Origin of the sequence: Spirosoma sp. KNUC1025, assembly GCF_045160025.1 — a bacterium.
Lineage (GTDB): Bacteria > Bacteroidota > Bacteroidia > Cytophagales > Spirosomataceae > Spirosoma.
Genome location: NZ_CP087140.1, coordinates 79895 through 105792, shown reverse-complemented (window position 1 = coordinate 105792; position 25898 = coordinate 79895). Strand labels below are relative to the sequence as shown.

General features: G+C 42.9%; 20 protein-coding genes. 10 read left to right on the top strand and 10 right to left on the bottom strand.

What is annotated here, in order from left to right; translation table 11 throughout:
- Positions 1 to 206: 206 nt before the first annotated feature.
- Positions 207 to 1214, bottom strand: coding sequence for a hypothetical protein (locus LN737_RS31290; protein WP_231779944.1), 1008 nt, complete (start codon positions 1212 to 1214; stop codon positions 207 to 209).
- 134 nt (positions 1215 to 1348) lie between these two features.
- Entirely contained in the window at positions 1349 to 1537 is a 189-nt protein-coding gene (locus tag LN737_RS31285) for a hypothetical protein (protein WP_231779943.1), read from the bottom strand.
- A gap of 509 nt (positions 1538 to 2046) precedes the next feature.
- On the opposite strand from LN737_RS31285, the gene LN737_RS31280 reads away from it, so the two are divergent.
- On the top strand, positions 2047 to 4350 hold the full coding sequence (locus LN737_RS31280) for a histidine kinase dimerization/phosphoacceptor domain -containing protein (protein ID WP_231779942.1): 2304 nt from the start codon (positions 2047 to 2049) through the stop codon (positions 4348 to 4350).
- 192 nt (positions 4351 to 4542) lie between these two features.
- On the opposite strand, the gene LN737_RS31275 is transcribed toward LN737_RS31280, so the two are convergent.
- The 4 genes from LN737_RS31275 to LN737_RS31260 all read right to left on the bottom strand — a co-directional run bounded on the left by LN737_RS31275 (position 4543) and on the right by LN737_RS31260 (position 8435).
- Positions 4543 to 5316, bottom strand: a complete 774-nt coding sequence (locus LN737_RS31275) for an SDR family oxidoreductase (protein ID WP_231780119.1) — start codon at positions 5314 to 5316, stop codon at positions 4543 to 4545.
- A gap of 29 nt (positions 5317 to 5345) precedes the next feature.
- Positions 5346 to 6086 (bottom strand): SDR family oxidoreductase, encoded by a 741-nt coding sequence (locus LN737_RS31270; protein ID WP_231780118.1) that lies wholly within the window; start codon positions 6084 to 6086, stop codon positions 5346 to 5348.
- A 476-nt stretch (positions 6087 to 6562) separates the two neighbouring features.
- Complete coding sequence (locus LN737_RS31265; RefSeq protein ID WP_231780117.1) at positions 6563 to 7561, bottom strand: alpha/beta hydrolase; 999 nt, start codon at positions 7559 to 7561, stop codon at positions 6563 to 6565.
- Between the two features lie 343 nt (positions 7562 to 7904).
- Complete coding sequence (locus LN737_RS31260; RefSeq protein WP_231780116.1) at positions 7905 to 8435, bottom strand: thioredoxin domain-containing protein; 531 nt, start codon at positions 8433 to 8435, stop codon at positions 7905 to 7907.
- Positions 8436 to 9121: 686 nt separating this feature from the next.
- On the opposite strand from LN737_RS31260, the gene LN737_RS31255 reads away from it, so the two are divergent.
- The 3 genes from LN737_RS31255 (at position 9122) to LN737_RS31245 (ending at position 14758) form a co-directional block, all read left to right on the top strand.
- Positions 9122 to 11212: a histidine kinase dimerization/phosphoacceptor domain -containing protein gene (locus LN737_RS31255; protein ID WP_231780115.1), complete on the top strand. Its 2091-nt coding sequence runs from the start codon at positions 9122 to 9124 to the stop codon at positions 11210 to 11212.
- 62 nt (positions 11213 to 11274) lie between these two features.
- Complete coding sequence (locus tag LN737_RS31250) at positions 11275 to 12303, top strand: response regulator (protein WP_231780114.1); 1029 nt, start codon at positions 11275 to 11277, stop codon at positions 12301 to 12303.
- Positions 12304 to 12697: 394 nt separating this feature from the next.
- Positions 12698 to 14758 (top strand): sigma 54-interacting transcriptional regulator, encoded by a 2061-nt coding sequence (locus LN737_RS31245; protein ID WP_231780113.1) that lies wholly within the window; start codon positions 12698 to 12700, stop codon positions 14756 to 14758.
- A 68-nt stretch (positions 14759 to 14826) separates the two neighbouring features.
- Here the strand turns inward: LN737_RS31245 and LN737_RS31240 are convergent, their stop codons facing one another.
- Positions 14827 to 17301, bottom strand: coding sequence for a histidine kinase dimerization/phosphoacceptor domain -containing protein (locus LN737_RS31240; protein ID WP_405520718.1), 2475 nt, complete (start codon positions 17299 to 17301; stop codon positions 14827 to 14829).
- Positions 17302 to 18271: 970 nt separating this feature from the next.
- Between LN737_RS31240 and LN737_RS31235 the strand changes: the two genes are divergently transcribed.
- The gene (locus LN737_RS31235; RefSeq protein ID WP_231780111.1) at positions 18272 to 18673 is read left to right on the top strand and encodes a response regulator; all 402 of its coding nucleotides are present in this window, start codon (positions 18272 to 18274) and stop codon (positions 18671 to 18673) included.
- Positions 18674 to 18836: 163 nt separating this feature from the next.
- Here LN737_RS31235 and LN737_RS31230 read toward each other — a convergent pair whose 3' ends face one another.
- Positions 18837 to 19037, bottom strand: coding sequence for a hypothetical protein (locus LN737_RS31230; protein ID WP_231780110.1), 201 nt, complete (start codon positions 19035 to 19037; stop codon positions 18837 to 18839).
- Between the two features lie 305 nt (positions 19038 to 19342).
- Here LN737_RS31230 and LN737_RS31225 point away from each other — a divergent pair, with 305 nt between their 5' ends.
- The 5 genes from LN737_RS31225 (at position 19343) to LN737_RS31205 (ending at position 21974) form a co-directional block, all read left to right on the top strand.
- Positions 19343 to 19687 (top strand): hypothetical protein, encoded by a 345-nt coding sequence (locus tag LN737_RS31225; RefSeq protein ID WP_405520716.1) that lies wholly within the window; start codon positions 19343 to 19345, stop codon positions 19685 to 19687.
- 253 nt (positions 19688 to 19940) lie between these two features.
- Positions 19941 to 20603: a recombinase family protein gene (locus LN737_RS31220; protein WP_231780108.1), complete on the top strand. Its 663-nt coding sequence runs from the start codon at positions 19941 to 19943 to the stop codon at positions 20601 to 20603.
- Between the two features lie 94 nt (positions 20604 to 20697).
- A complete protein-coding gene (locus LN737_RS31215; protein WP_231780107.1) occupies positions 20698 to 21198 on the top strand; it encodes a hypothetical protein in 501 nt (166 codons plus the stop codon).
- A gap of 174 nt (positions 21199 to 21372) precedes the next feature.
- Positions 21373 to 21534 carry a hypothetical protein gene (locus LN737_RS31210; protein ID WP_231780106.1) on the top strand — a complete coding sequence of 54 codons (162 nt, stop codon included), beginning with the start codon at positions 21373 to 21375 and terminating at the stop codon, positions 21532 to 21534.
- A gap of 164 nt (positions 21535 to 21698) precedes the next feature.
- A complete protein-coding gene (locus LN737_RS31205; protein WP_405520713.1) occupies positions 21699 to 21974 on the top strand; it encodes a hypothetical protein in 276 nt (91 codons plus the stop codon).
- A 294-nt stretch (positions 21975 to 22268) separates the two neighbouring features.
- Here the strand turns inward: LN737_RS31205 and LN737_RS31200 are convergent, their stop codons facing one another.
- Both LN737_RS31200 and LN737_RS31195 read right to left on the bottom strand, forming a co-directional pair.
- A complete protein-coding gene (locus LN737_RS31200) occupies positions 22269 to 23312 on the bottom strand; it encodes a TonB-dependent receptor plug domain-containing protein (RefSeq protein ID WP_405520711.1) in 1044 nt (347 codons plus the stop codon).
- Entirely contained in the window at positions 23279 to 25831 is a 2553-nt protein-coding gene (locus LN737_RS31195; RefSeq protein WP_370633208.1) for a carboxypeptidase-like regulatory domain-containing protein, read from the bottom strand. The genes LN737_RS31200 and LN737_RS31195 overlap by 34 nt, the downstream gene beginning before the upstream one ends.
- Positions 25832 to 25898 lie beyond the last annotated feature (67 nt).

Here is a 25898-nt window from a genome sequence, read left to right as displayed (position 1 = left end):
GCATACCCTGGATGACCCACCATTTTTTGAATAAAATTTAGCCCCGCAAAACCACCCCCGATAACGACTATATGTTTTCTCCGTTCTTGTCTCATTTCAGCCTTCATTCTTAACGACAAATTTGTAGTCTAGCCAGTACGCCACTTACTTTTCAAGTACATATAGTAATTGATTCAGGCATACTTCATTGAGTTATTAAGCTTCGATTATTGGTATAAGTAGATGGTTTCTGGTTTTTGAATGTCCTCAATCCATCGATCGATGTAAACCAGTAAATCCTGACGGGCTGGACTTGAATTTAATTCACCAGCGCTGCCAAATACAACCAGTCCTAAAGCTATACAATGAGCTACATCTAGCCTAAAGAGTAGCCCAAGGCAGTATCCTGCGATAAAGTTTTGACGGGCATCCGGCGCAAGTTCAATGGATTCAGGTACCCGATGCCTTGCCAGTACAAAATGTTCGTTTTTACTCAGAACAATAGCTTCGTTTGCTGAATAGATAAGTAAACGACTAATGGACATTGTCCTATATAGGGAGATGTATTTCCGTTTAAGATCAATAAAGGTATCTTCCAGCCTGGCCGTATCGCCATGAAATCCGTTGAATATTTTCCAAAGATTTAGGGCTTCTTCTTCATCCAAGGCTAACGTAACCTGGCCATAAGTTGAAAAACTGCTTATTATATCAACCGCTTCATCTACTTGAAAGGTAAGTTTATGCTGTGGATCACCTAGGTAGAAAATGAATTCCAAATCAAACTTTTCAATTGGCCTAATGACATCAAAAAGCAACCCAGACCATAAATCGGAAAAGCCTACTAGTCTTGACCAATCATCAAATGCAATTATTCGAGAGTTTTTGAATAATGCCTGTAATTCGCCAATGACTAACCCATTTCGGAAATATTGCCAGCTATATTGCTCACTGGCAATTTGGACAGTGTCAAAATCAAGACTATCCAGTTTCGATAAATCATGCGGCTTATTCAACGTAATACTTCGTATTCCTAAAAACTGAAGAATATTCGGCAAAACATGTTCACTGACTCCAAACTCGTCCATTTGAGAGTTTGCCCGGAACGGGTTTGTTGTATGAAGTGCCCGTAACCGATCCAGATAAACGTTCCCAGCGCCATTCAGCGTTTGAATTTTTGATTGTAGCTCGGTCAAAATGGGTCTTACATTGATAACCTCTAAATCGAATATTTCCATAGTTGAAAGTTCATTTTAAGGGATATATGCCTACTTAGATTTCATTCATATAGAGCTAAGTTGGTAAAATGCTCCTTGGCTTTATGCCAGAAAAGAATTAAGAAGAAATCATCTTTTGGATAAGTGGCATTGACTTACAAATTCATCCCATCCAGCAGTGAGCCAGGAGGATCATTCAAGCGTAGAGAATCGTCCACAAACTCATCTCCTTCCGATAAACTGTCCTCCGTGTGAGGTAAACTGCGATGCCGATCGGAGTTTAACATTGCACGGTCCCCAAGATTATCTGGGTCTGCTTCTAGTTCAAAGAAATTGAATTTCATAATCGTAGTTTTTAAATTAAGAATGAAGTACTTACTTATGCTAATGGTGGACGACCTTGACAACCAGTTACCTGAGTGAAATGAATGGGAAGATTCGGTCCGGCATTTCCTTTGGCTATAGTATTTCCAAAGCCTGTGCCACAGTTGATATTCTCCAGATAAGGGCTATTTGGGCGTATATTGACCCTTTTTAAGATATAAAATTGTTTTGGAGCTTTGTGCATATCCAAAACCGGGTATATATCCAGAATTCTGGAGGATAGGATAAAGACAGTTAACAGAACAGGGTGCGTATACTTTTCGACAATGCCTAGAGTCTCCTGAATTCTAGCCCTTTGAGAATCGTTTTATCGAATGATTGTTTGAAATGCCCTAATTTTATTCATTGGGTTCTACTGACCTCAGTAGAAGATTAATTAACCGTCGTTGGTAAACAGGCAATCATTCGACTGGGTAATTCTTTTACCCTATGTGGTAGAAGGCGTTGTCTTCTCAGCCAGTCTTTAACTATGCAAAGGCTTATCATTCTGGTTATTCTGAGTTTACTAAGTAGACTTATTTATGCTCAGCATGCCAAACCATCCGAAGTGTCTGCCAAAGGGATTGTTTCCATGACTGATACGCAGCATGTAAATAAACTGCTTAAGACAAGTTGGCTATACATATTTAAACCTCAGGAACTGAACCATGATTTGGACACCGCGCTGGTTATGCTCCGTCAGGCGCAGGAATTGAGTAATCGGTTGGCATATCCGCGAGGGGTGGGCATGGTAAATTATGGTTTTTTTCTGGTCTTGCTTGAGAAAGGGGATCATAATATGGCCAATCAATACGCCCAACGTGCCATATCTATTTTTACGACAGCTCATTGTTGGCAGGAACTAGGTGACCTTTACCTGGATATGACTCGTTTCCATACCCTGGAACGCGATGAATTACCTGAAAGGATATCGCTTTATCAAAAAGCGCTTAATAACTATAAGTTGGCAGGTAATATATATAAGCAGGGGGATGTGTATAAAGAATTAGCCGATCATCATCAGATTCAGGAAAATTATACTCTTTCTCTAATTGAGCTGCACAATGCATTAACCCTTTATCGACAGGCAAACCGTTCTAATCTAGAGCGGATCTATGATTTACTAGGTTTTGTGTCTGGAAAATTAGGCGATTATAAGGAAGCTCTAAGCTATGGATACTTAGCCATTAAAACAGCTGAAAATCAGCATGATTCTACACTTCAACTTTGTACGATTCATAATCGGTTAGGCTTGGTATACCACGCCCTGGATCAATACAAAGAGGCAAATATTCAGTACCAGACAGCCTTACAAATTGCCTTAAAGCATAAACAAAATGCATATATTCTCAATGTTTCAGGGAACATTGCTCAATTACTCCTCCAGCAAGGAAAGCCAAGTCAGGCACTACGTTTTTTTACCAAGATGAGTACGCAGTACCCTCCGCTATCCACTGAAAGCAGACTTACCATTGCCCTCCATTTACTGGCTATCTATTCCGATCTGAATCAAGTTGACAAAGCGCAATTTTATTGCGATCAACTATTAGACTTATTGGCTAAAAAGGGAAATGGAAGTGTAGAATTATCGGCGATTTATGAATCTACCATTCGTTTTCTGATCAAAAGTAACCAGTATAAAGCAGCCTTAACCTATTTAAAAATTAACCAGGAAAGAGGTCAACGAACTAGCTCAACAACAGTTTTGAGTAAAAACCATTTTTTATGGTTTAAGTTAGATTCCCTTATGGCCAACTACCCTGCTGCCATCCGACACTACCAGCAGTATGAATCGCTTCAGGACTCCCTGCTGAATCTGACCAAAAGTCGACATATCGCTCAATTGGAGATTCAATTTGAAACCCAAAAAAAAGATCAGGATCTACGACTTAAACAACGTAATATCCAATTGCTCACTAAACAAAGTCAACTTCAACAAAATCAATTAGAACAGACAACCCTGCTGAAAAATGGGACGATTGCGTTTACAGTTCTATTGGTTCTCCTATTAGGTGTAGGGTATAGTAGATACCAAATCAAGCAGCGAAGTAATACCTTGCTGGAGGATAAGCAGATCGAGATCAATCGCAAAAATCAAGAACTGGAACACAACTTAATTGAAAAGGAAAAAATTTTGACCGACAAAGAGCAACTGATCCAAGAAAAAGATCATTTGCTGGATGAACGGGAATGGATGCTGCGTGAAATTCACCATCGGGTGAAAAATAACCTTCAAATCATCACGAGCCTATTAAATTCGCAGGCTAGTTATTTAACAGATAAAGCTGCGTTAACGGCCATCCTTGAGAGCCAGAATCGAGTACACGCGATGGCATTAATCCATCAGAAGCTGTATCAATCGGACCGGTTGTCCAGTATTTCGATGGGAAATTACATTCAGGAGATTATTAACTATTTACTGGTGACCTACAATCGGGGAACTACTATTCAGAAACGTATTGAAATCGATCCGGTAGAATTAGATGTCACATTGGCAATACCCCTTGGATTGATTTTGAATGAAGCGGTCACAAACTCGCTTAAATATGCTTTCCCTGATAGCAGATCAGGTTCTATAGGTGTAAAGTTTAGTCAATTGAGGAGTAGCCACTATCAATTAATTATCTGGGATGATGGTATCGGGTTTCCTGACGATATTGACCCAACCCAAATTAGGACGCTTGGAATGAGTCTGATACGTGGCCTGAGTGAACAAATTGAAGGCACTTTGACGATTAAGCAAGAGCAAGGTGTTCAACTGTGTTTAACATTTACAGAAGGACAATTCTTGTAAGAATTGTTTACCAGTAGCCATTCATTATAAACTACAAAACCCTGCTATTAGATCAAGTAGCAGGGTTTTGTATAGAATCAGATTTGCAAGAACCTAGTCATTCTGATTCCAATGTACTCAAGTAATTAGGCACTTATAAAGCTGGATTGAAAATCCTAGGAATCACTATAAAGAAAACACAAGGGCTTAAATTTAGTGAATAGCGCTCGACTGTTGAGACTGCGTCATTGCTCTCAGCCAGTCTTCGTATAGTATGTGACCGATTCGAGGGTTATCACCTGGAGTTAAGGAGGAATCATTGACGACTGTTCCAAAAAAACCGGCAGACTCGTCAGTAATAACTTTATGAGAATCACCAATTGCGTTCAAATAACGTCTTACAAATTCATCCATTGGTATTTTCTCTGGTCCCGCTACTTCAATGGCTGCATTCAAAGGTTCGCTTACCGCCAAATCCGCCAGTGTTGCCACGACATCGTCGGCCGCTATTGGCTGCATTAGAGCAGGAGGTAGTGGGATTGATTGGTCTTTATTACTAGTATATAAGAATGAGCTAGCGAACTCATAGAATTGCGTAGCATGTAAAATGGTAAATGGAATTGAGCCCGATTTAACAATATTTTCCTGTGCCACCTTTGCCCGATAATATACATTGTCTGGCATTCTCTCAGTCCCCACAATAGTTAGCAAAATGTGATGCCGAACCCCTGCAACCGATTCTGCAGCCTGCAAATTCCGGCCTGATGTTTCAAAAAAGTTTTGAGCGACACCAGCCTCAAAAGAAGGATAATTTGAAACATCGACGACAACTTGTGCCCTTTCAAGAGCAGTAGCAAGTCCTTCACCTGTTACAGTATTAACGCCAGTTTCTGGGGCAGCGGCAATGGCATCAAAGCCAAGTGAATGAAGTTTTGCTGTTAACTTCGAACCGATCATTCCAGTACCGCCTATAATTACAATTTTCATGATTTTAAACTGGGAAGTGATAGTTTAACTTATTCATTTATCCAGTCGTCGAACCGGATTACGCCAGGATAAAAATCACCCTGTGGCACCAGAAGGGATTTCGGGATGTCAAAGAACATATACTTATTCTGGTCGTTGGCTTTAACTGACTTGTCTCCTCCCTTAACTGAGAGGTATTGGGTAACGAACTCTGTCATTGGCGCGCGCTCAGGGCCTGCGATTTCCACCGTGCTGTTTTTGGGAGGTTCCAAAGCGAACTGGGTTACTAATGCTGCCACATCTTCTGCGGCAATCGGCTGGTAATCCACAGTGGAAACATGAATGTGTTCTTCATCGGATTGTACGGCAATAATGGTGGTAACATGCTCGTGGAACTGCGTAGCGCGGATGATCGTATAAGGAATGCCTGACGCCTTGATAATATCCTCCTGCTCCTTTTTGGCGCGCAGGTAGCCGATGTATTGTGCCCGATCTGTTCCTACGATCGATAGTAAGAGGTGGTGTTTGACACCGGCCGCTTTTTCCGCAGCAGCTAGGTTCCTGCCGGCGATTCGGAAGAAATTGATTGCGGTATTTTCCTCGGGAGAAGAGGAGTTAGAAAGATCAATAACCACTTCAGCGCTATGCAATGCGGCCGATAGCCCTTCACCAGTCATTGCATTGATACCGGTAGAAGGAGAAGCTGCGATCACCTCATGCCCTAACAGCCGCAGTTTTTCGCTCACATTTGATCCGATCAAACCAGTGCCGCCAATAATTACAATTTTCATAATACGCATTAATTAAACATTATTCGGAATTGACATATACTGATTGAAGTTGCTGGTAGTAGTTCCATTTTCAATCATAACTTTATGTATTGCTCATGCCCTTTGAAGTCAATGATCGAAGTTTTAATAGGACTCTACTCAAAGGTTGTACCAATACGATTTGGGTCGACAAAACCCTTAAATCATGCGAATTGCTCAGTTTATGCTAGTTATTAACAATCTGCAAAAATGTACATCTCCAGTTTTATGGATAAACCTAAATTTTCGTAGCAGTGACAGATATATTATGGCTACAGTAATGCTAGGAGTACAAAAATTTTCAGACTATGTAAAGCTTTAGTTAGTTCTTAAAAGAGTGCTTCCAAACTCAAAAAGGAAATAATACAATATGTCTCTACAGTGCATACTTTACACGATTATACATATCCAGACAGTAGATGATTTTACAATCACCTACTGTCTGGGCGTTAGGAACATTAGCCAAGATATTTTTTCAACTCAGCAGCTGCGTGAACAAACAATGACTTTACCGGAGGCAATTCGGCTAGACCATTGAGTAGACCAAAATCATGAATTACACCATCGTATCGGATTGTGGTAACCGGTACACCAGCTTCATCCAGCTTGCGACCAAACGCTTCCCCTTCATCCCGTAACACATCATTCTCGGCAACTTGAATAAGTGTAGGAGGGAGCTCTCTTAGCTGCTCAATGGTTGCCTGCAACGGTGAAGCAAATATCTGTTTTCTATCCTTCGGATCTGGGATGTACATATCATACATCCACTTCATTAGGGGCGTTGTTAAGAACCGATCCTGACCATATTGCATATAGGATTTGGTCTCAAAATCAGCATCAACGATTGGCCACATCATGATTAACAGTTTAATATGCGGACCACCATTCATTTTGGCCTTTAAGGCGGTCACAGCCGTCATATTTCCACCAACACTATTGCCTACTACCGCTAGGTTTTTACCATCAACGCCAATCTCATGGCCGTTATCGGCAACCCACTTTGTTGCAGCAAAGATTTCATTAATAGCGCGTGGAAAAGGGGCATCAGGCGTACGTGTATAGTTGATAAACACGGCTGCAAAACCTGATAGAACAACGAGATCTCGAACCATCCGTTTATGCGTTGGAAAATCGCCAAGTACCCAACCCCCACCGTGAATAAAAATAAATACGGGTAATAATCCCGGTACACCCGTCGGCCGCATAATATCTAAATCGATCGTATAGCCATCAACCTCAACGGTTTTCTGAGAAAGGTAAATTCCTGATAAATCGACAGAAACAGATGCTTGAGCGTTTTCCAGAACTGCCCTGGCTTGCAAAGGGGGCAATTGTTCGAGAGGTGGGCCTCCGCTGCTATTTAGGATATTTAAAAAGGTTTTGACGCCAATGGAAAGATTTGGGTCGTCGTTTACAGGTACTGGTTGTACATGATTAACCACTTCGATTGTGTTCATAATTAACGGCATTAAAAGGTGAAACAATTTGAAAAGCAAAGGGAACCGTGGCATGACTGGTTGGCATGTCGTTCATAATTGAAGCAAAGTAGTTGGCAACCGAAAAACCGTAGACGTAGGTCTACTCGGACAAATGGCAAACTTTGATACGTGGTATATTAGGGAAGATGTAATAAGCCTACTTTCCAGGTGACGTTATAGGTTGACTAAATTAAACTCTTACCAATCGTTCATATCACTAATTTTATTGAAGTTTGGAACAAGCATTTAGTTGCTAACGAATGTATATATACGTTATCTATTTAATAAGGATAAACCCAGAAACTAAAAGATTTCAGTAAGATCAGTTGTTAGTTATGGATGAAGGCTTTCGGGACTGTTCAAGATGAAAGCTTACAAATGGAGTGAGCTTTGCACTTGTAAATTTCCCATGAAACCGATGCCCATTCACAAAAAGAGCTGGAGCTTGGTTCAGACTTAGATTAGTTCCCTCCAACCAATCAGACTTGATAATTGTATGAATGTGATCACATAGCAGGTCGGGGATGAACCGATCTTGTACAAGTCCGAGTGTTGAAGCAAGTTTTATCAAAGTCAAGGTATTGATTGTCGGCAGGGAGAGTAATGCATTATACATTAGTTGAAACTTATGTTGCCTTTTGGCAGCTTCTAAAGCGATTGCTGCTAATACAGATTCTGTTTTTTTCAAATCAGGGAAATACCGATATCGATACTCAATTTGGTCATAGAACGGTGCAATACTAGCGCTGATAATTTGCCGGGCTATTCGGCTTTGGGAAGTGGTAACATCACCAAACTCGGTGATGTTCAGCAATTCACAACTCGTGAAATAACCTGGTTGATATGTGCTCATAGTGACCAATCTAAGGTGGAAAATCAAGTCCTTATTCAAGCAGTTGAGTAAGATGCACGTGGTGGCAGTTGCATCTCGGCAAACAGATTCATTAAGTGTATTCCGAAAAGCATGCCAAACTGTCGGAGATATTCTAAATAGGGAAAATCGAACAGAAACCTGTGTTTATAGGCCATTTTTCGTCTAAATCACTGAATTTTAGAGAAGACGCCCTAATAATCGCTCCAATGAATTGGAGTTATTTAATCAATCGCTCCAATGAATTGGAGCGATTGATTATGCCTTGCTAATGCCTGGTAATTCTGTTTTGCCCGCCCTACCTACTCTAGATTCAATTTTCCAGTATTAACTATCAATGGATTTGATACACTCCTCACTTCACTGAGATTTGGCCATTAGTTTCAGGATTTAGTTATTCGTCAGTTCACAGGTAATTCGGCCATTTTAGACTGTTGTCTGAAAGACTGTAAGAAATTTGGTAGCTAAGTTGTAAAGAGAACCGATATGGGGCGGCTATCTTTTTTTCTCCGAATTCATGGAATCCTTTTTTTGTTGTCTGGGCACCTTCACTCTGGGCAACATCTCCATCACCTAAATACATAGACAGTCTTCGTGTTCAGCTCCAAAAAAGCACGAATGATATTAGTCGAGTTGGATTCCTACTGGCACTAGGACATGCATTCGTCATGAAATCGGGGGAATTGGCGAGCGATTTAGACACTGCCTATCAATTAAGCTTACGCGCCTATGCACTAAGCCACAAGGTAACGTATCAACGAGGGAAAGGATTGAGTTACCTGCTCGCGGCTGAAGCATTACGTGAGCGCAGTTATACACAGCAAGCCTGGCGATTAACGGAGAAAGCGAAACAAGTGCTTAACCGATATGGACATGCAGAAGACCTTGCGGATGTGTATATGGTTCAGGCCTTGTTTTACTCGGTATCTGATCGGGATTTATCGGTTCAAATTCAACTTTATGAACGAGCGATTCCCTTACTGAGTCGAGCAACAAATACAGTAAAGCTAGCGGAAGCCTTAAAATACCGGGGAGACCTTTATCAGTTGCAAAGTCATAATCTGAAAGCACTTCAGGATTTACACATAGCCCTCAAATTGTATCGTTCCATTAGGTATACTAAACTACAGGAGCTTTATGATTTACTAGGGTTTGTTTACAGCAAAATGGGTGACTATGAAGCTGGTCTGAACTATGGCCTTTTGGCCTTGCAAACCGTTGAGGCTGCCAGAGATACTAATAAACTGGCAAAAGTGTATAGTCGTCTGGGAATCACCTATAACGAACTCAATCAACCTGATAAGGCGCTAATCTATTTTCACAAATCGTTGCGAGCCGCTCAAAAACAATACAGGCCGAACACAATCATTCTTTTGGGGACAACGATCAGTGCCATACTTACTAGTTGTGATGCAAAAGCCCTCAGCACGCTTAGAATCCAGGATGCTGTGGATCATATGGAAAGAGTTATTCAGAAACTCCCTAATACGAAAAAAGATATTGATTGCCAATTGGCTATGGCGACCTGCTATGTGAACTATTACAGTAAACTGAAGCCTGATTATACACGGGCTAAATCCTACAGTAACCAGTTGGAAGCAATGCTCAAGGAGAATCTCGGCAAGGATTACCATTCTTACATTTATGCCGTGTTGATTCCCTTTTATATCCAGAGCGGACAGTATGAAAGGGCGCGACGACACCTCATTCAGAATGAACAGTTAAGCCTGACAGCACATTATGCCAAAAAATTAGCGGTTAATCATTTATGGTGGTTTAAACTGGACTCAGCTCAAGCCTTTTACAAATCGGCTATCATCCATTATCAACGTTATAAGGCAATTAACGACTCCCTAATCAGTGAAACGACGAAACAACGAACCGCCTTGTTCGAAGTTCAGTATCAAACCAGGGAAAATAAGCAAAAAATTATTCAACTAAATCAGCAGGCAAGACTTAAAGAAATAGCCCTACAAAAAGCCCAAACAACCCGCAATTTTATCATTGCCGGAGCAGTCATGTTGATAATCCTTTTAGGATTAGTCTACAATCGGTTTCAACTTAAACAAACGAGTCATCAACAATTAGTAGAGCGGCAGAAAGTGATTGATCACAAAAACTCAACCCTACAAATTTTGCTGACTGAAAAAGAATGGTTACTCAAGGAAATCCATCATCGGGTAAAGAACAATCTTCAGATTGTCATGAGTTTGTTAAACTCACAGGCAAGCTATCTGGCGGATAAGGCTGCCTTATCCGCCATTCAGATCAGTCAACATCGGGTACAGGCAATGGCGTTGATCCATCAGAATCTCTATCAATCTGACAACGTCAATCATATTGATATGCGCCAATACATTCAGGAAATTGTGACCTACCTGCGCGATTTTTACGACTTGCCTCAACCAGTTACCTTCTCCTTAGCCGTACAGGAAACTCACCTGACTATTACCGAGGCCATACCAGTTGGTTTATTGATTAACGAAGCGATTACCAATGCCTTAAAGTACGCCTTTCCCGATGAAAGACCCGGTGAAATAAGGGTCTCGTTTCGTTCTATTGAGTCCAATAAATTTGAACTAACCATAGCTGACAACGGTATTGGGCTCCCACTCAATCCAACTACAGCCCATACACCTTCGTTGGGAATGACACTCATGCATGGATTTAGTATGCAACTAGGCGGTGAGTTGACGATAAAGAATAATAACGGGCTACTTGTTCATTTACTTTTTTCAAATGAGTTGACTGATGGCTAATCAATTGCATGTCTTGCCTAAGAATGAGTATGTGCAATTGAGTTTCAACATCCCTAAGCAGTATGTCTTTTAATCAGGTGAATGAGCATCCGGTATCCCAGACCATCTTAATCGTTGAGGACGAGTTCGCTGTGGCGAACGATTTACGACTCATTTTGGAACGGGCCGGTTATATAGTCAGTGGAATTGCGCTAAGTGTAGCTAAGGCATTGGAATTGAGTAAATTAACTCGACCAGATTTCGTATTGGTCGATATTTATTTAAAAGGTCAAGAGACAGGTATTGACCTCGCTCGATACCTTAGTAGCAATCAAATTCCGTTTATTTTCCTATCGGCAAATACGAATACCAGTGTATTAGAAGAGGCTAGAATGACGAAACCATTTGGCTTTTTAGTGAAGCCATTTCGAGAGAAGGATGTTCTAGTGGCATTGGAAATAGCATACTATCGCCATGCGTTAAGCCTTGAAAATCAACGCTGTCAAAGGCAGAAACAACAAATCAATTTGCTCAGTACAATTGCTGAACCAGGTAATTGGGACAATTGGTTGCTTAAGCTACTAGCATATTTTCAGACGTACATACCGTTCGATTTTATTCAAATTACCTTTGACAGGAAGCCGTTTTCTGAATCCCAGGAATCAACTTGTTACATGAGGATCTCAGAAGACGAATTTAAGTTTGTTCCAATTTCAGTATTTACGGTCGAAAAAGACCAAACTGAGAAGGAGAAATACCCGCTACCACAAGTCAATAAGAACACGTCGACATCTTTCCCGAATAGTGATAGCGATACTACTCGATACAACCATCATTTAATTAAAGAGCTTATTATCAATACATACAAGTATAAATCCAATCTCAATACATCCATTTATACTGCGAATTGTGGCCAGTTTTTATTCGATTTTTACAATCAACATGATCAACTTTACCAGGAACAGCATTGGGCACTATTGGACCAGTTAAAACCGGCACTAACATTTACGATTAAACAGATGCTGGCCTATGACCAAATCGTGCAGCAGACCGCCCGATTACACGAAGAAAATGTGTCTCTACGCCAAAAGCTGAGTAAGCAGGATGAATAGTTACTTCCAAAAAGTTGATTCGTGATTAGTAACAAAACAAATAGTAGCCTCGGGAAAAGTTATCAGGCTGTATTCAAAATGACCTATTCCAAGGCTCACATTGCAGGATTTAGCCTCAGTTGCTATTCACGGCCTACTCAGGATTCAATTTGGAGAACTCCAGTTTTTTGGAGAATTATTAATTTCCTGGAGCATTTTTTGTGAGTTATCACAGCAATGAATGTTGAGCAAGGTATAGAATAGAGTGAATTGAAATTTTTTGTAATTTTTTAATAATGCTTTGCGTAAGCAAGGAATGCGAATTCAATAATGAACACCTACTAGGTAATAAAAGGTATAGTTGTTGTCGTACTAACTTATCCTCTTTTCACAGTAGCCCAAACTGTAACGTCTTATGCATACTTCCTCCATCGCAGGACAAAGCTCGATAGAGCCTTATACTATATTAATTGTCGAGGACGAGTATATCATTGCCAACGATTTACAGCTCATACTTGAGCAGAATGGGTATGTTGTGCTTGGTATTGCAACATCAATGCGCAAAGCAATTGATATGATCAGCCAACATCAGCCGAAGTTGGTGTTGTTGGATATTTATCTGAAAGGCCGGGAAACAGGTATTGATTTAGCCCATCACCTGGAAGAACTAGGCATTCCATTTATTTATATTTCTGCCAATGACAACCCAGGGGTATTAGAGGCCGTAAAAGCTACTCAACCGAGTGGGTATATTGTTAAACCGTTTAGGGAGCAGGATATTTTAACGGCTATTTCGATCAGTCGATACAAACAAGCTCATAGTGTTGAAGTAAAACTTCGGGAGGAAAAATTATTACAAATCGATCTTTCAGAAGCATTATCTCTTTCAGAAAGCTGGACCGATCGACTCACAAAAATTGCCCAGTTGTTACAACCTTATATTCCCTTTGATTTTTTAACGGTTCGGTACCAACAGCGTGGGAGAAGTTCAAGTTTTCATTATTACCGAGTTGGCTATCAGGAATTTAATGTGCTAACGCTAGAGGATATACTTCAGTTATCTGGCGATAAACGAACCGGCGAAATTCAGGATCAAATTACCTTCTTTCCTGAACAATTCTCTCGTTTTAACTTTGAGAGTTTTGATGAGTTAGAACGAAAAGATCCCTTTGTTCAAACTCTGGCAAAATCATTTCGATTGGTAGGCGCTATGGCTGCCCCATTCCAATTGAGTAATGGTGATCGATTTTTGCTTTGCTTTCTAAGTCGTAATCCTGATGCGTTTAAAGTATCTCATCAGGCTCTCCTTGAACGTCTTGAGCAGCCGCTAGTCTTAACGCTTGAACGCGTTCTGGCTTATGAGGAAGTGGCTCGCCTTAGTGAAAAACTGAAGCAGGAAAATTCCTATTTACAGCAAGAGGTTCAGAAATTCAATGACTTTGAGGAGATCATCGGCAGAAGTGAGCCCTTGCAAAACGTTTTCAGGCTTGTTAATCAAGTCGCTCATACGGATACGACAGTTCTCCTTTTAGGGGAAAGCGGAACGGGAAAGGAATTAATAGCCAGAGCTGTACATCAATCGTCTTCACGTAAAGGGAAACTGCTAATTAAAGTAAATTGTGCTGCGCTTCCTACCAATCTGATAGAAAGTGAACTTTTTGGCCATGAAAAAGGGGCATTTACGGGGGCCTTCGAAAAGCGAATTGGCAAGTTTGAACTGGCTCAAGGAGGGACCTTGATGCTGGATGAAATAGGTGAACTACCCCTCGAATTACAGGCCAAGCTTTTACGGGTTCTTCAGGAAAAAGAGATAGATCGAATTGGGGGTAAAACACCCATTAAAACGGATGTTCGGGTGATTGCAGCCACAAACCGAAATCTAGAGGAAGAAGTACGAGCCGGTCGGTTTCGATTGGACCTCTATTACCGATTGTCCACCTACCCAATTATTATTCCTCCACTACGAGATCGATTAACAGACTTGCCTTTACTAGCTACGTATTTCGCCCGAAAAATGGCCCAGAAACAGGGTAAGCCATTTATTGGCTTTGCCGAGAATGTAATGCCTTCCTTACTGAATTATAATTGGCCGGGCAATATTCGGGAGCTAGAAAATGTGATTGAACAAGCCGTAATTCTCAATTCTGGCCAAAGTCCTATCGAGCTAGGTCGATCACTTGGTAAATCGTTATTGGGCGAACTGCAATCCAGCTATCAGCCAGCTAGTCAGCCTATAGCAATTACGCAGTCAAGTCGAACTGAAAGTTCACCCGTTGATTTTGAATCCATAATAAAGAGCCAACAAGAAGTGGAAAGGAATTACATATTGGCCGTTCTACAACAAACTAATGGCCGAATTCGCGGCAGTGGTGGAGCTGCTGAACTGCTGAACCTTAAACCAACCACGCTGGAATATCGAATGGAAAAAATGGGGATTCGTAAGGTATTGATCATAAACCCTCCCGCTACCGAATGAAACCTTTCTAAGAGATTCCAAAAGGGCCACTAATGAAAAAAGGCGGTTGACTGCGAGATAGATGCCTTTCAGTTTTCCTCAGTAAATATCAGGCTAATCAGCACGCCGGTTTCACTTGTTATTGTTAAGGAAGCGTCCAATTGTTGGCTAAAGCCTTTAATAAGCGTCATACCCAATGAACGGCTTTGCGAAACGTCAAAGCCGGGAGGTAGGCCCACACCATTGTCAGCAATAATCAATTCACAGGAAAGTTCAGCTATTCGCCTGAGCGTTATTGTGACGGTTCCAGACTTATCAACTGGGAATGCATACTTTAAGGAGTTGGTGATCGCTTCATTGATGATTAGACCAACTGGAATTGCCTGCGTAACCTCTAAATCGATCGATTCTACGTTTAACTCGAACAAATGCTGTTGCTCGACTTTGAATGAATTACGCAAGTAGACTACAACTTCCTGAATAAAGGCTCCCATGTCTAAGCGGGCCATACCTTCAGACTGATAGAGTTTCTGATGAATCATGGCCATTGTCTGCACCCGGTGTTGACTCTCTCGAATGGCCGTAATAGCTGCGTTGTCGACAAGGTAACTAGCCTGCGTGTTTAATAAGCTCATGACAACTTGCAGGTTATTTTTCACCCGATGGTGGATTTCCTTCAATAACCATTCTTTTTCGGTTAGTAATTGTTGTAGGCTGCTATTTTTTTGATTGATTTCCTTCTGTCTTGCCTGAAGTTCAATATGTTGAGTTTGTAAGATTTTCTGTTGATCCAGGAGTTGTTTATTGTTTAGTTGCTTCAATCGATACCGGTTATAACTTAAACCCAGTAAGGCTAACAGTAAAATACTTCCCACAATCAACGCATTCCGTTGCGTCTGGTGAGACCTGTTCTGAATCGTTAACAGGTCTATATTTTTTTCTCTAAGTGCAAGTGTTTGTTCCTTCTTTTGGGTTTCATACTCTATAGTCAGCCGAGCAATTTGCTGGCTTTTTTTCTCATTAAAAATTGAATCCGTTAAGTTTTTATACGTTTGATAATGGTTGATAGCTGCTTTATAATTACCCTGTGCCGAATCTACTTTGAAACGCATTAATTGGATTTCAAGCTGCTGGCTGGGAATTATTCGTTTTTGCGATATGGACAATAGATGATGAAGAAATGGATCTGCTTTTTTAAATTGAGCATTATCTACATAAAACTGACTAATTCGTTGCCAGGCAGAACACTGAAATTGTAAGGCAACCTGTTTACTCCAGGCTACACTAGCGAGGTAGTACCGTTCGGCTTTTTTATACTGTTTTAAGGCGCTGTAGCAGTCTCCATAACTTTGATTTAGCAGAATATTATCTTCATAGGTGACTGATTTAATTTTGCCTGAAATCGTCTGTAAAAATCGTAAGGCTTCCTGAGATTTTCCTAATTTTAGAAAGGTAATTACCATCCGAGTGATAAGCCCAATTTGAATGACCAATTCACTTTTCTGGCGGCTAATTGCCAGTGATTTTTGATAATATGTTAAGCTTTTTTCATATTGATTAAGTCCGAAATAAGCATTACCTAACCTGAAATAGGCATAATCTAATTCAGCCGATTGCCCATTTTTCTCCTCGGCTTTTACAACCTGAAGTATGTAAAACAATTTTTGATTTAAATCGCCCTTGGCCTGACTTAAATCTGACAGAAAGTAATTTGTGTTGGAAAGATATCCATATTCACCTGGCCGATTGTAAACACTTGACATTGCCAGATTACGATAGGCTGCTGTTAATGCTCTGAAACCAATGACATTTTGGATTGCCAGGGCTTGGGCTGCTCTTTGATCTGCGCGCCAGGTTTCTCCGCTATCTAATTGGAAGTGTTCGAAACCCATTTCTAATAAAATCAACAGTTCCAGCGCCTTACTCCTGATTTGACGAGATAGCGTTAATCCTGTTTCCAGCGCTTTCATATTTTCCCGGCAATCATCGCAATAGGTAGTTGTTGCCATTCGCAGCCATACCTTAACCTCCCCTGATCGATCCCCCGCTGTTTGCCGTGCCTGAATTACCTTCATAAAACTGGCCCTCGCTTTTGGCCAGTCTTTTTTAAGGATATAGGCGACTCCTATTAAATTCTGACTCTCCTCTGCCAAAAGGTTATGACCAATTGATTGACAAATCCGTTCTGCCTTTTGGAAAAAATAAATAGCACTATCGCGCTTGGCATACCGAAGTTGGGTGGGTCGAAGAAGTCGCTTCCCTTGCTCGAGAAATAATCGTATTCGGCTCGAATCACTTAGTTGCTGGGAGATGCGGGCAACTTCTCCATTATTCTGCTGCTCAAGATGATAGATAGCCTTCAGATATAATGATTTGTCAATTCCATGGTTAAAGTGGATTGTGCGGCTTAACAGTTCTGCTAATTCAGAAAAGTGACGTGCACTGTCCGACAATGCTTTATCAGCTATCGGACTACTTAAGTAGAATTCGCTTAAGCGGAGTAATGTCCATACCTGATTTGTATCTGTTACGGTTTTAGTGACCGATCTGAGAAGGCGATCCACTTCTTCTCTTGAAGCAGAAGATTGCGCCTTACTATAACTTATAAATAGGAATAACCATGCTAAACATAACAGAACACCTCTCGATCCACACGAAGGCATATAAATGGAAGATTATACAAATTAGTCTACTAGTTGAACAGACAGAATTTGATGTTCAGTTATTCATAGGCAAATAGGCCTACAAGAATCAAGCCCTGATTGTAGCTTTTTCTCAAATGAATTAAGTGGGGGGATTTGTTATGGATTAATAATGCAAACAGATTTTGAGAGAATGCCTGTTGATGGCCCTATTAGAGCTTCAAATAACCATTAAAGATTATTTAACTGGTAAAATTTGCTCTGAAAATGCACTAGATAATTCGAGAAAAGTTGTATACAGCAAGGAGGACTATCCTATCTGAAGAAGAACCGAGAGGTTTTTTGACATATTCCTTGCAAGGCAAAATTGGGTTACTCCAATAAGTTGGAGTAACCCAAAGAACTGTAGATCGATTGGAGATATCTTCTAGCTTCAAAACTCAAATGTTCGCCTAGATTTATAAGCGATCTGGAATTATTACCCTGTCTCTGTATTGCAATTATTTATAATTCCTATTCGCAGAAAATTTTGAATGGAACAATTGATTAAGCTGGCGAATTAAGGATAACCGTATACTCGGAATTATCTACAATTTTACGTTGCTAATTTTTTTGGAGTTACGCTTAGATTTGGATTTATACGACAGAATAATTCGTCGCCGTCCAAGATAAAATAGGTATACAGCATGTTTTGGGGTATTATGAAGATTTTATTCGATGGCACATGCTTTGATTTAGTAATACCATCTATATGAAGGTAGTCTATTTTTTCATAATGCCTAGGGTAGTAATTTTCAACATATAGTAAATTGAAAATCCGCCATTCTTATCAATGATTTTACGGCTTTATTGGGATTGTAGAATATTCTGATTTCGGCCAAACCTAAAAAACATGAGGACTATTTCGGATTGGATTTTAATTGTCGAGGACGACGAAGACGATCGATTGATAATAAATCAGGCTTTCGAATCAGTTTGTCCGGATCTTGCTCGTGTTTTTGCAGTTGACGGTGAAGAAGCACAACTTTTCATACAAGCTCCACCTTTTCCCTTGTTTGTACTCTCCGATTTGAATATGCCTCGTCGAAATGGCCTGGAGCTGCTGCAGCAATTTCGACTCCAATCCGTTTTCAAAACGATCCCATTCGTAATTTTCACAACTTCATCCTCTGAGGAGGATCGAGATAAATGCTATCATGCTGGCGCTAATGCTTTTGTTTACAAACCGGTTCAATTCGGTCATCTTACGAACCTAGTGCAAAGTTTGGTTAATCTTTGGGGGCCAAAAGATTGAAAACACTGAGCTTATGGGCTTTTACCAGAAGAAAAGGAGTGCCCTGCGGCCGTCCTCAATAGCCAGCACTTGCCAGGCATACGGGCCAAAGTTTATGATGTCGTCTTTAACCATTCTCTCTATATCGTATAGGTCAACAAGATGTAGTAACAGTCTGGTTAGTCTACTTTCTTAATCTCAGTCGCACTGGGGTGATCTTAAATTCACGCCGTTGACTATTCCAGCAGTGTACCCGCTGACCATATTGACTGATCACCGGGACTGGCCAGTCAATTTCACCGTTAGCCGCAACTAACTCTTGAGCAATCTTCGGGTCAATTAGCGTTACCAAGTCATCCAGCTTGAACTCAATGTTTTTCTTCATAAATTACTGGAGTAACTAGTCTGCTAGTTAATTTAGGATGAACTATTTTAATGGCTATAAGTCAATATACTACTTGCCTACTGCTATACCAGCTTAATAGTCAGTAAGCCAGTGCTTATTGGCTACCTTTGTTGTTGATAAAAGTCTTAAAGTCAAGTAAATGAAAGCATCTAACATCCGTTTTTTTTTCGCCCAGTGAGAATCAACAGAATACGGCCAAATCTGAAAAAGCCTCAAAGCCAGCTAAAGTAAAGTTAACCGGTTACGTTTCGACGGCTGGTAAACTCGTATTGCCGGCCAAGACCGTGGCTCATATAGGTGTCGATCTAGACAGAACATCCTTCAAGGTAGGCATGGACGAGGGCAAGCGTAAAGCCAAATCGTTGTATTTAGTGCCAAGTAGTACAGCTGAGGGGACCTTCGTTTTCGAGAAAGCGGCCAAAAGCTATACGTTGGCTTTGCCTTTTATTCTAAAAAAGAGTGGAGTTGATTTCACCAAAACCAAATACGACTTTACGATTTGTCTTTTCGAGTACGAAGGCACCACCGCCTTTGAACTAAAAGTAGCTCCTGAAGCACCGGCCGTTAAAGTACCTTACATAGGCAAGCCCAGAGGCCGAAAGCCAAAGCAGGCCTCTGACGCCGAGTAACGATATTGAGCCCTGATTGAACAGGGCTTTTTTTGTTTTTTCTATAAGGGAGATAATGCCCTTCTTTCAACCGCCTTTTCGATTAGAGACCGTTCTTGCTTCGGTTTCCAACAAATTTTATCCAAACTGTCAACCTGGCAGATTTTACGTTTGGAAAAGCCCTAAGTGTTGATTTAGCTTTGGTTTGTCACAAGGCTAGAACGCACGTTGTAGCTTTGTGACAAACACCTTTTTATCTACTCTTTTACTGTTTATGGTGAAATACGTAGCTTACTACCGGGTATCGACCCAGAAGCAGGGAAGGAGCGGGTTGGGACTCGATGCCCAGAAAGCAGGTATCCACGCCTTTTGTGGTGAGCAGCTAATCGGCGATTTTATTGAAATTGAATCGGGCGGAAAAACCAGCCGGAAGGAACTGGCCAAAGCCATCGAGTTGTGTCAGAAAGAAAATGCCAAGCTGATTGCTTACCGGCTGGACCGGGTGCTGCGAAACCTGGAAATCCTGGTTGCCTTGCGCTTGAACAAAGTCATGTTCACGGCCCTGGATTGTCTCAATGACTCCGACATGATTATTAACATCAAAGCCGCCTTAGCCGAGGATGAGTTACGCAAGATCTCCGAACGAACAAGGGCAGCCCTTCACCAAAAGAAAGCCCGGGGTTTTACGCTGGGCAAACCCGAAAATTTTTGTGACGAGGGTCGGAAGAAAGGAACGGCCGTTAGCCAAGAAGCCGCCCGGACTCATCCGGCTAACCAGCAAGCCGCCGAATTGATTCGACTCTATCAGCGCGATAAGCTGACGATGCGAGCGATTGCCGAGCGACTTAACAAAACGGGTTTTCGGACGCGAAAAGGAAAGTTATTTCAAGCTGAATCAGTACGCCGGTTAATACGTGAATCGATCGTGCTGGAATGATATAAAGAACCTTATCAACAGTCGTATCAACTATCATGGCCAACACTAAAAGCTAATTTTATTCCCCTTTATTCGTTTATAAGACCCCTTGCCCATGGTGGACGACTTACTGCCCTTGCCTCATCAGTCCTTGATGCGGAGTTTCTTACAGCAGAGCCATTTTCAGCACGTTTCCATTATTGGGTTATTGGCAATGGCTTTCCAGACTCGCCTGCTAATGAGCGAACCTGAAAAACCCCTTCGTGACGATATTTCTCTACTGGGTTGGCCACCCCAATATATGATCCATCTGATGAATGAATTAGATGTAAACTCAGCTGAACTTAATCAGTATGCTCAATTTGGTAATGATTTCTGGAGTTCCCAATTGAGACTCATGCCCACTCCACAACGCACGATCGTGATGGGGCTGGCTACGATCATTCTTACCCCCTCGGGGAGCAACATCAATCCTAACCGATATACTCCCTGGCTGCGATACTGGGCAAATGAACTCAATATAGATTATCTTTCCATGTCCCATTGGATGGAAACACACGGGATCAAACAGATCAATTATTTACTGGCTCGGGGGTTTATTCCGGGTGAATTTTAACAGATCTTTCTCGATTGACGGATTTCAGTAAGAACCACACAGTCTCCACTACATATCCTTTTTAAGGCAATGGATGTTCCTTACTCGTTATAGCCGTGTCTGGCTAGGGTACATTGCTAATCTTGCCAGCTAGTCTTTGAGCTTAGATTTCCATTACTATTTCACCTTCTAGCGATGACACCGAAGCAAATTCAACGGCTGGAGAAAAAGATTGCTGCTATTAAACGAGCTTTAGCTGCTGAAAAACGAAAGTTTGGTGGCTACGATGACTCCCGAGGCTTGCGCTATTTACCCACTCGGTATTATCTTCAGTTGGGCGATATCAAAGGGGGGTAACGTATACCCGTTGGTTCGCCAAAACATTTCCCGATGACATTGGCTTTCCAGATATTGGCTTTCCAGATTTTCTGTTTGAATGGACAGTACTGCTTTTCAAAGCAGGCAAATTCGACCAAGCCAGGATCAAGGCTTGGCAAACCTTCTGTTCCAATACGTATATCTTGGATAAATTTCTAGGCAATCCAGCCCCGCCCATGGCTAAATACGAGTGGTCCAATCTGGCTCAGGAAAGCTTTACCGATCAGTTTCCCTATTCGCAGCAGCAAGCCGAACTACAGGATTTTAGTCATTGGTTAGTCGAGCTTTTGTCATCGGATTTATTCAAAATCCGTAAAGACCGCTACATAGCCATTCAGCAACGATTGGCTACTGAGGACGATCAGGAAACTCGGCGCTATTTATTGAAAGAAGCCCATCAGCTAGAGGAGCGGTTTTAAAGTAATGCCCATTGATTCATAAACTCAACTAAAATGTGAGATTTTGAATTTGATTCGTGAGATAACATTTTGAGACTTCATCTTATTTAGATTGTCTTTTCAGAGACAATCACTATCTCCATCTCGTAAATAGGGCGTTTTAAGAAACGGTGGTCCTTCTAGACATTGTACTCTTTAAGCGTGATTCGACTTCTCTCTTTACAACCAGTACGTAGATCGGTCCGAAAGGAGAAACGTCTTTAATGAAGTACAGACGTGAGCTAACACCTGTCTCAGAAGATACAAATCACGGCATTATTGAACGCGAACCAACTGAACGCCCAGCACCGGGCGGCCATCGACTGTAACACCTTGTATGACCACGCGTAACGTTCGAACGACATCCGACAGGGGAAAACGTAGCTGACTACGCCCCTGGCTATCAGTTTGCATGTGGGGTTTCCAATAGAGAACATCCCGATGATCGACGGGGCCAGAAACGGGGCTGGTGATGGCCTCAGCCTCGTAGCGGGGCACATAAAATTCGCGCTGAACCGACGGATAACCAATGAATTGAATGCGTGTCATATTCTCCTCGGATTTTGTGTTTCCCTGCAGGGACCGTGTCCTTTTTGTGTAAAAAGCAATGACACCGTTCCCGCCCCGGGACCCGTATATGCCCGCCGCGCCAGCACTTTTCAACACCTCGATCCGTTCAATATCCCTTGGATTAAAGAACATCAAAACGTTTCCATCGGGGTCCTGGATAGGCACGCCATCCATCAAATACAAGGGCTGTGTACCACCCAAAAAACTATTTCCTCCGCGCATAGAGACCACATAATCGCCCTTTTTTACACCGCCTGGCGCTGCGATACTTCGGGAAACCGTCACCCCCGCTAATCGGCCCTGCATCATTTCGTACAGATTTGAGTAGCTGGGCGATTTTTCATCGAACTTGACAACCGCATCAGCCGCATTGTGCAAACTGCGCTGTTGAATATCGGCGGGCCTATCCTCATATTTCTGGGCGCGAACTGTTACTTCGTTTAGCGCTTTCGCCGTTTGATCGCGGTAAAGATCGGGGTTGGCTGCCTGCCGAAGGCGAGCCGCTTCCAGCTGGGTCCGCAATCCCGACCCGTTTAGCGCAACCATAAGTTGACTCGTGTCCCATCCGTTGCCAATCCCTTCCTGTATCCAAAAGGCATAGTTGGTAGGCAGAGTTCTTGACTGACGATCCGTGATTCGCGTCAGTAACTGGATCGTATCGGCAATGGCCATCCCCGCCAGCCGAAAGCGTCCCTGTTCGTCCGTAGCTGCCGACTTTACGAACGATTTCCCGAGTCCAGTCGACGCCACAATGAGCTGCGCGCCGGGTAGGGGGCTTTTTTGGCCGTTAAAATGCGGCCCCGGAGCGATACCCCTCCGAGTGAATCCGTTTCAGGCGTGCCACTGACCCGTCGCCAGCCCTGCGTCAGCAGCAACTCGTCCAGCGCTCGACGGGTTTCGGCAGAATGATTCACCAGGTATTGGTTGGGGTTTTCGATACGTCCTCGAAGCTCTCCCGTTAGCAGCAAGTGTACAGGCAATGTAGCGTCGGCGCTATCAGCAAGCACGTTGTCGGCATCCATAATCGAGGCCGATAAAGCGGCTACCGCCGGTGATCCGTTATCGCTCAAATTCAGACTCAGGCTAACTTGTTCGCGGGGCTGATACCGTTTTTTGTTGACTCCCATCAGCACACGTACCGGTGCCCTGAATTCAGAAACAAAAATCAATCGCTCGGCTTGCGGCCTGCCACTGGCATCGTACAGGGTAATTTGCGCCAGACCTGGGAACCAGCTCATCAGGGGCAAGTTTACCTTCGCCACTCCATTTTGCAGGAGAATTTTTCGACTATCGATCACCCGGCCCCGTTGCTGAATCAGCACATACGCGGAGTCAACAGCAATTCGGTTCGTGCTCAGGAGGGTCAACGCCAAGCGGGTAGTATCGCTGATTGCATCGGCTGAAAGGAGCAACCCTTCGGTTTCGGGTTTGGGCAGTGGAACATGCTGAGATTGGGCTTTATAGGTTACCTCGGCGTAATACGTCCGCTGCGGCGTTGGCTCCATGGCTACACTCGTCATTCCCTGTTGATTGGTCTTGAAGCGAGCGACTTCAGCGCCCAAGTCGTCGATAATACGGCCCGCGATGGACAAGCCCTGACCATTGGGCTGTACAATTTTTACGCCCAGACGTGCAGGCAATCCAGACATCCAGCGACCACCTTCCGGCAAAACCTGAACGTCTAATGAGAGATGAACTGAATCATTCCGTATAGATATCTCGTTGCGCAACAGGTTATAGATCGCCACCGACCGCTCGAAAGCGGGGCGTCGCTGTCTGTCGTCTTCATCGGTGTAGGCGCGTAGGCGATACGTTCCTGTCATGAGGGTATCCGACAGGCGGAAATTGCTTTCGCCCCGTCCGTCAACGATCCGTATCCACTGATGCTGTACCAGTTTGCCGGTCGCACTAAGCAGATCGACGTGGATAGCCGTTTGGCCCTCGGCCCGCTGGTGACTGGCCGCATCGAGCAGGTACGTACTCATCCAGAGCCGGTCGCCGGTGGCGTAGACCGGTTTATCGATGTGCACAAACAACGTAGGAGCCAGTACCTTGAATCGCTCGTTGAAGGCCGCCTTGATCCGTTCCAGGCGAGCGTCGGGGGGCACGAGCTTTCCTTGAGTGGCCGACTGGCTGGTTGAAAGGGCTTCCTTTTCAACCCGGTCGGGTTTCCAGTCGGCGGGTAACAGCGTTGATAGCCGGTCATTGCCCATCGAGCCTTTCGCTTCCATTCCTTCCGGCATCGTAATCACCCCATCAACACTCATTTGCAACTGACCGCGCGGTAGTCTGATTTCCGTATAGGCGTAGCGAGCATCGGGATAAGGCGAGAAACTCGACGTCGCATTCGTATAGAATACGATCAGTTTCATGGGCGAAACCAATCGACGTTCGGTAGGTAATCGACCGGGTTGAATGGCCATAGACGGCTGAAGCGGAATCAGCCGTTTGTGGTCGTTAATGGCAGCGGTCAACGTAAGTGTTCGACTTTCCAGGGATATCATTTTGGTAACATCTTCCTGATAGACCATAAAACCAGCCTGCTCGACGGTATTATTGATCAGGCTGGCCATCAAGTGCCTGATTGACCCTTTGTAAGCCACCAGCCGGTTACGCTTAAACTGATTGGCCTGCCGTTCGTTCTCGGGCTTTAGTTCTTCGAAACGGGCCGTTCCGGCCGAATACACATCGCCTGACGCAGCCGCATCGAAATGGTGCAGCGCATAGATTATTCGGTATCCCAGGGCCTGATTCTCAATAATTAACGGTTCATTAGCTGTCGCAACCAGATGCTCTTTATCGGCTTTAAAGTTGAGAATTTCGCTATTGACCAGTAGACACTGCCCGCCAAATGGCTCGCCAAAGAATTGCTTTTTAAACTGACGAAGGTGCCGTTCCCATTGCTTGGGACTACCCTTAACAGTCACGGCATCCAACGTTTGTTCGCTCGGTTTAAGGCTAAAATTCGCCTTCTGCGGTGTCGAATTATCAAATCGGATGGTTTGCGTAGTGGGTTGATACCCCACAAATGAAGCGGCTATTTCGACGGTGCCCAAGGGTACCCCTGCCAACGAATAAACGCCTTTTTCGTCGGTGACTGCTCCTCGCGTTAATCCATTAAGGTAAACGTTGGCAAAGGGCATGGGTTTTCCTGTCGTGGCATCCGTTACGGAACCGGTCAGCACGGCGGTCGTTTGTCCGTGAGCCAGCCGTGTCGATTCTACCAGTAGAACGATTGTTATCCAACTGATAAAGCGAAAGCAACGCATAATTAATCGATTGAATTACCTGCTCAGAAAAAGAACATCGCTCTGTAATTATACCTAAGACTTGACA

Coding starts and splice junctions, on each gene's coding strand:
- LN737_RS31290 (WP_231779944.1), bottom strand. CDS start 1,214: ATGGAAATATTCGATTTAGAGGTTATCAATGTAAGACCCATTTTGACC.
- LN737_RS31285 (WP_231779943.1), bottom strand. CDS start 1,537: ATGAAATTCAATTTCTTTGAACTAGAAGCAGACCCAGATAATCTTGGG.
- LN737_RS31280 (WP_231779942.1), top strand. CDS start 2,047: ATGCAAAGGCTTATCATTCTGGTTATTCTGAGTTTACTAAGTAGACTT.
- LN737_RS31275 (WP_231780119.1), bottom strand. CDS start 5,316: ATGAAAATTGTAATTATAGGCGGTACTGGAATGATCGGTTCGAAGTTA.
- LN737_RS31270 (WP_231780118.1), bottom strand. CDS start 6,086: ATGAAAATTGTAATTATTGGCGGCACTGGTTTGATCGGATCAAATGTG.
- LN737_RS31265 (WP_231780117.1), bottom strand. CDS start 7,561: ATGAACACAATCGAAGTGGTTAATCATGTACAACCAGTACCTGTAAAC.
- LN737_RS31260 (WP_231780116.1), bottom strand. CDS start 8,435: ATGAGCACATATCAACCAGGTTATTTCACGAGTTGTGAATTGCTGAAC.
- LN737_RS31255 (WP_231780115.1), top strand. CDS start 9,122: ATGAAATCGGGGGAATTGGCGAGCGATTTAGACACTGCCTATCAATTA.
- LN737_RS31250 (WP_231780114.1), top strand. CDS start 11,275: ATGTCTTTTAATCAGGTGAATGAGCATCCGGTATCCCAGACCATCTTA.
- LN737_RS31245 (WP_231780113.1), top strand. CDS start 12,698: ATGCATACTTCCTCCATCGCAGGACAAAGCTCGATAGAGCCTTATACT.
- LN737_RS31235 (WP_231780111.1), top strand. CDS start 18,272: ATGAGGACTATTTCGGATTGGATTTTAATTGTCGAGGACGACGAAGAC.
- LN737_RS31230 (WP_231780110.1), bottom strand. CDS start 19,037: ATGAAGAAAAACATTGAGTTCAAGCTGGATGACTTGGTAACGCTAATT.
- LN737_RS31220 (WP_231780108.1), top strand. CDS start 19,941: ATGGTGAAATACGTAGCTTACTACCGGGTATCGACCCAGAAGCAGGGA.
- LN737_RS31215 (WP_231780107.1), top strand. CDS start 20,698: ATGGTGGACGACTTACTGCCCTTGCCTCATCAGTCCTTGATGCGGAGT.
- LN737_RS31210 (WP_231780106.1), top strand. CDS start 21,373: ATGACACCGAAGCAAATTCAACGGCTGGAGAAAAAGATTGCTGCTATT.
- LN737_RS31195 (WP_370633208.1), bottom strand. CDS start 25,831: ATGCGTTGCTTTCGCTTTATCAGTTGGATAACAATCGTTCTACTGGTA.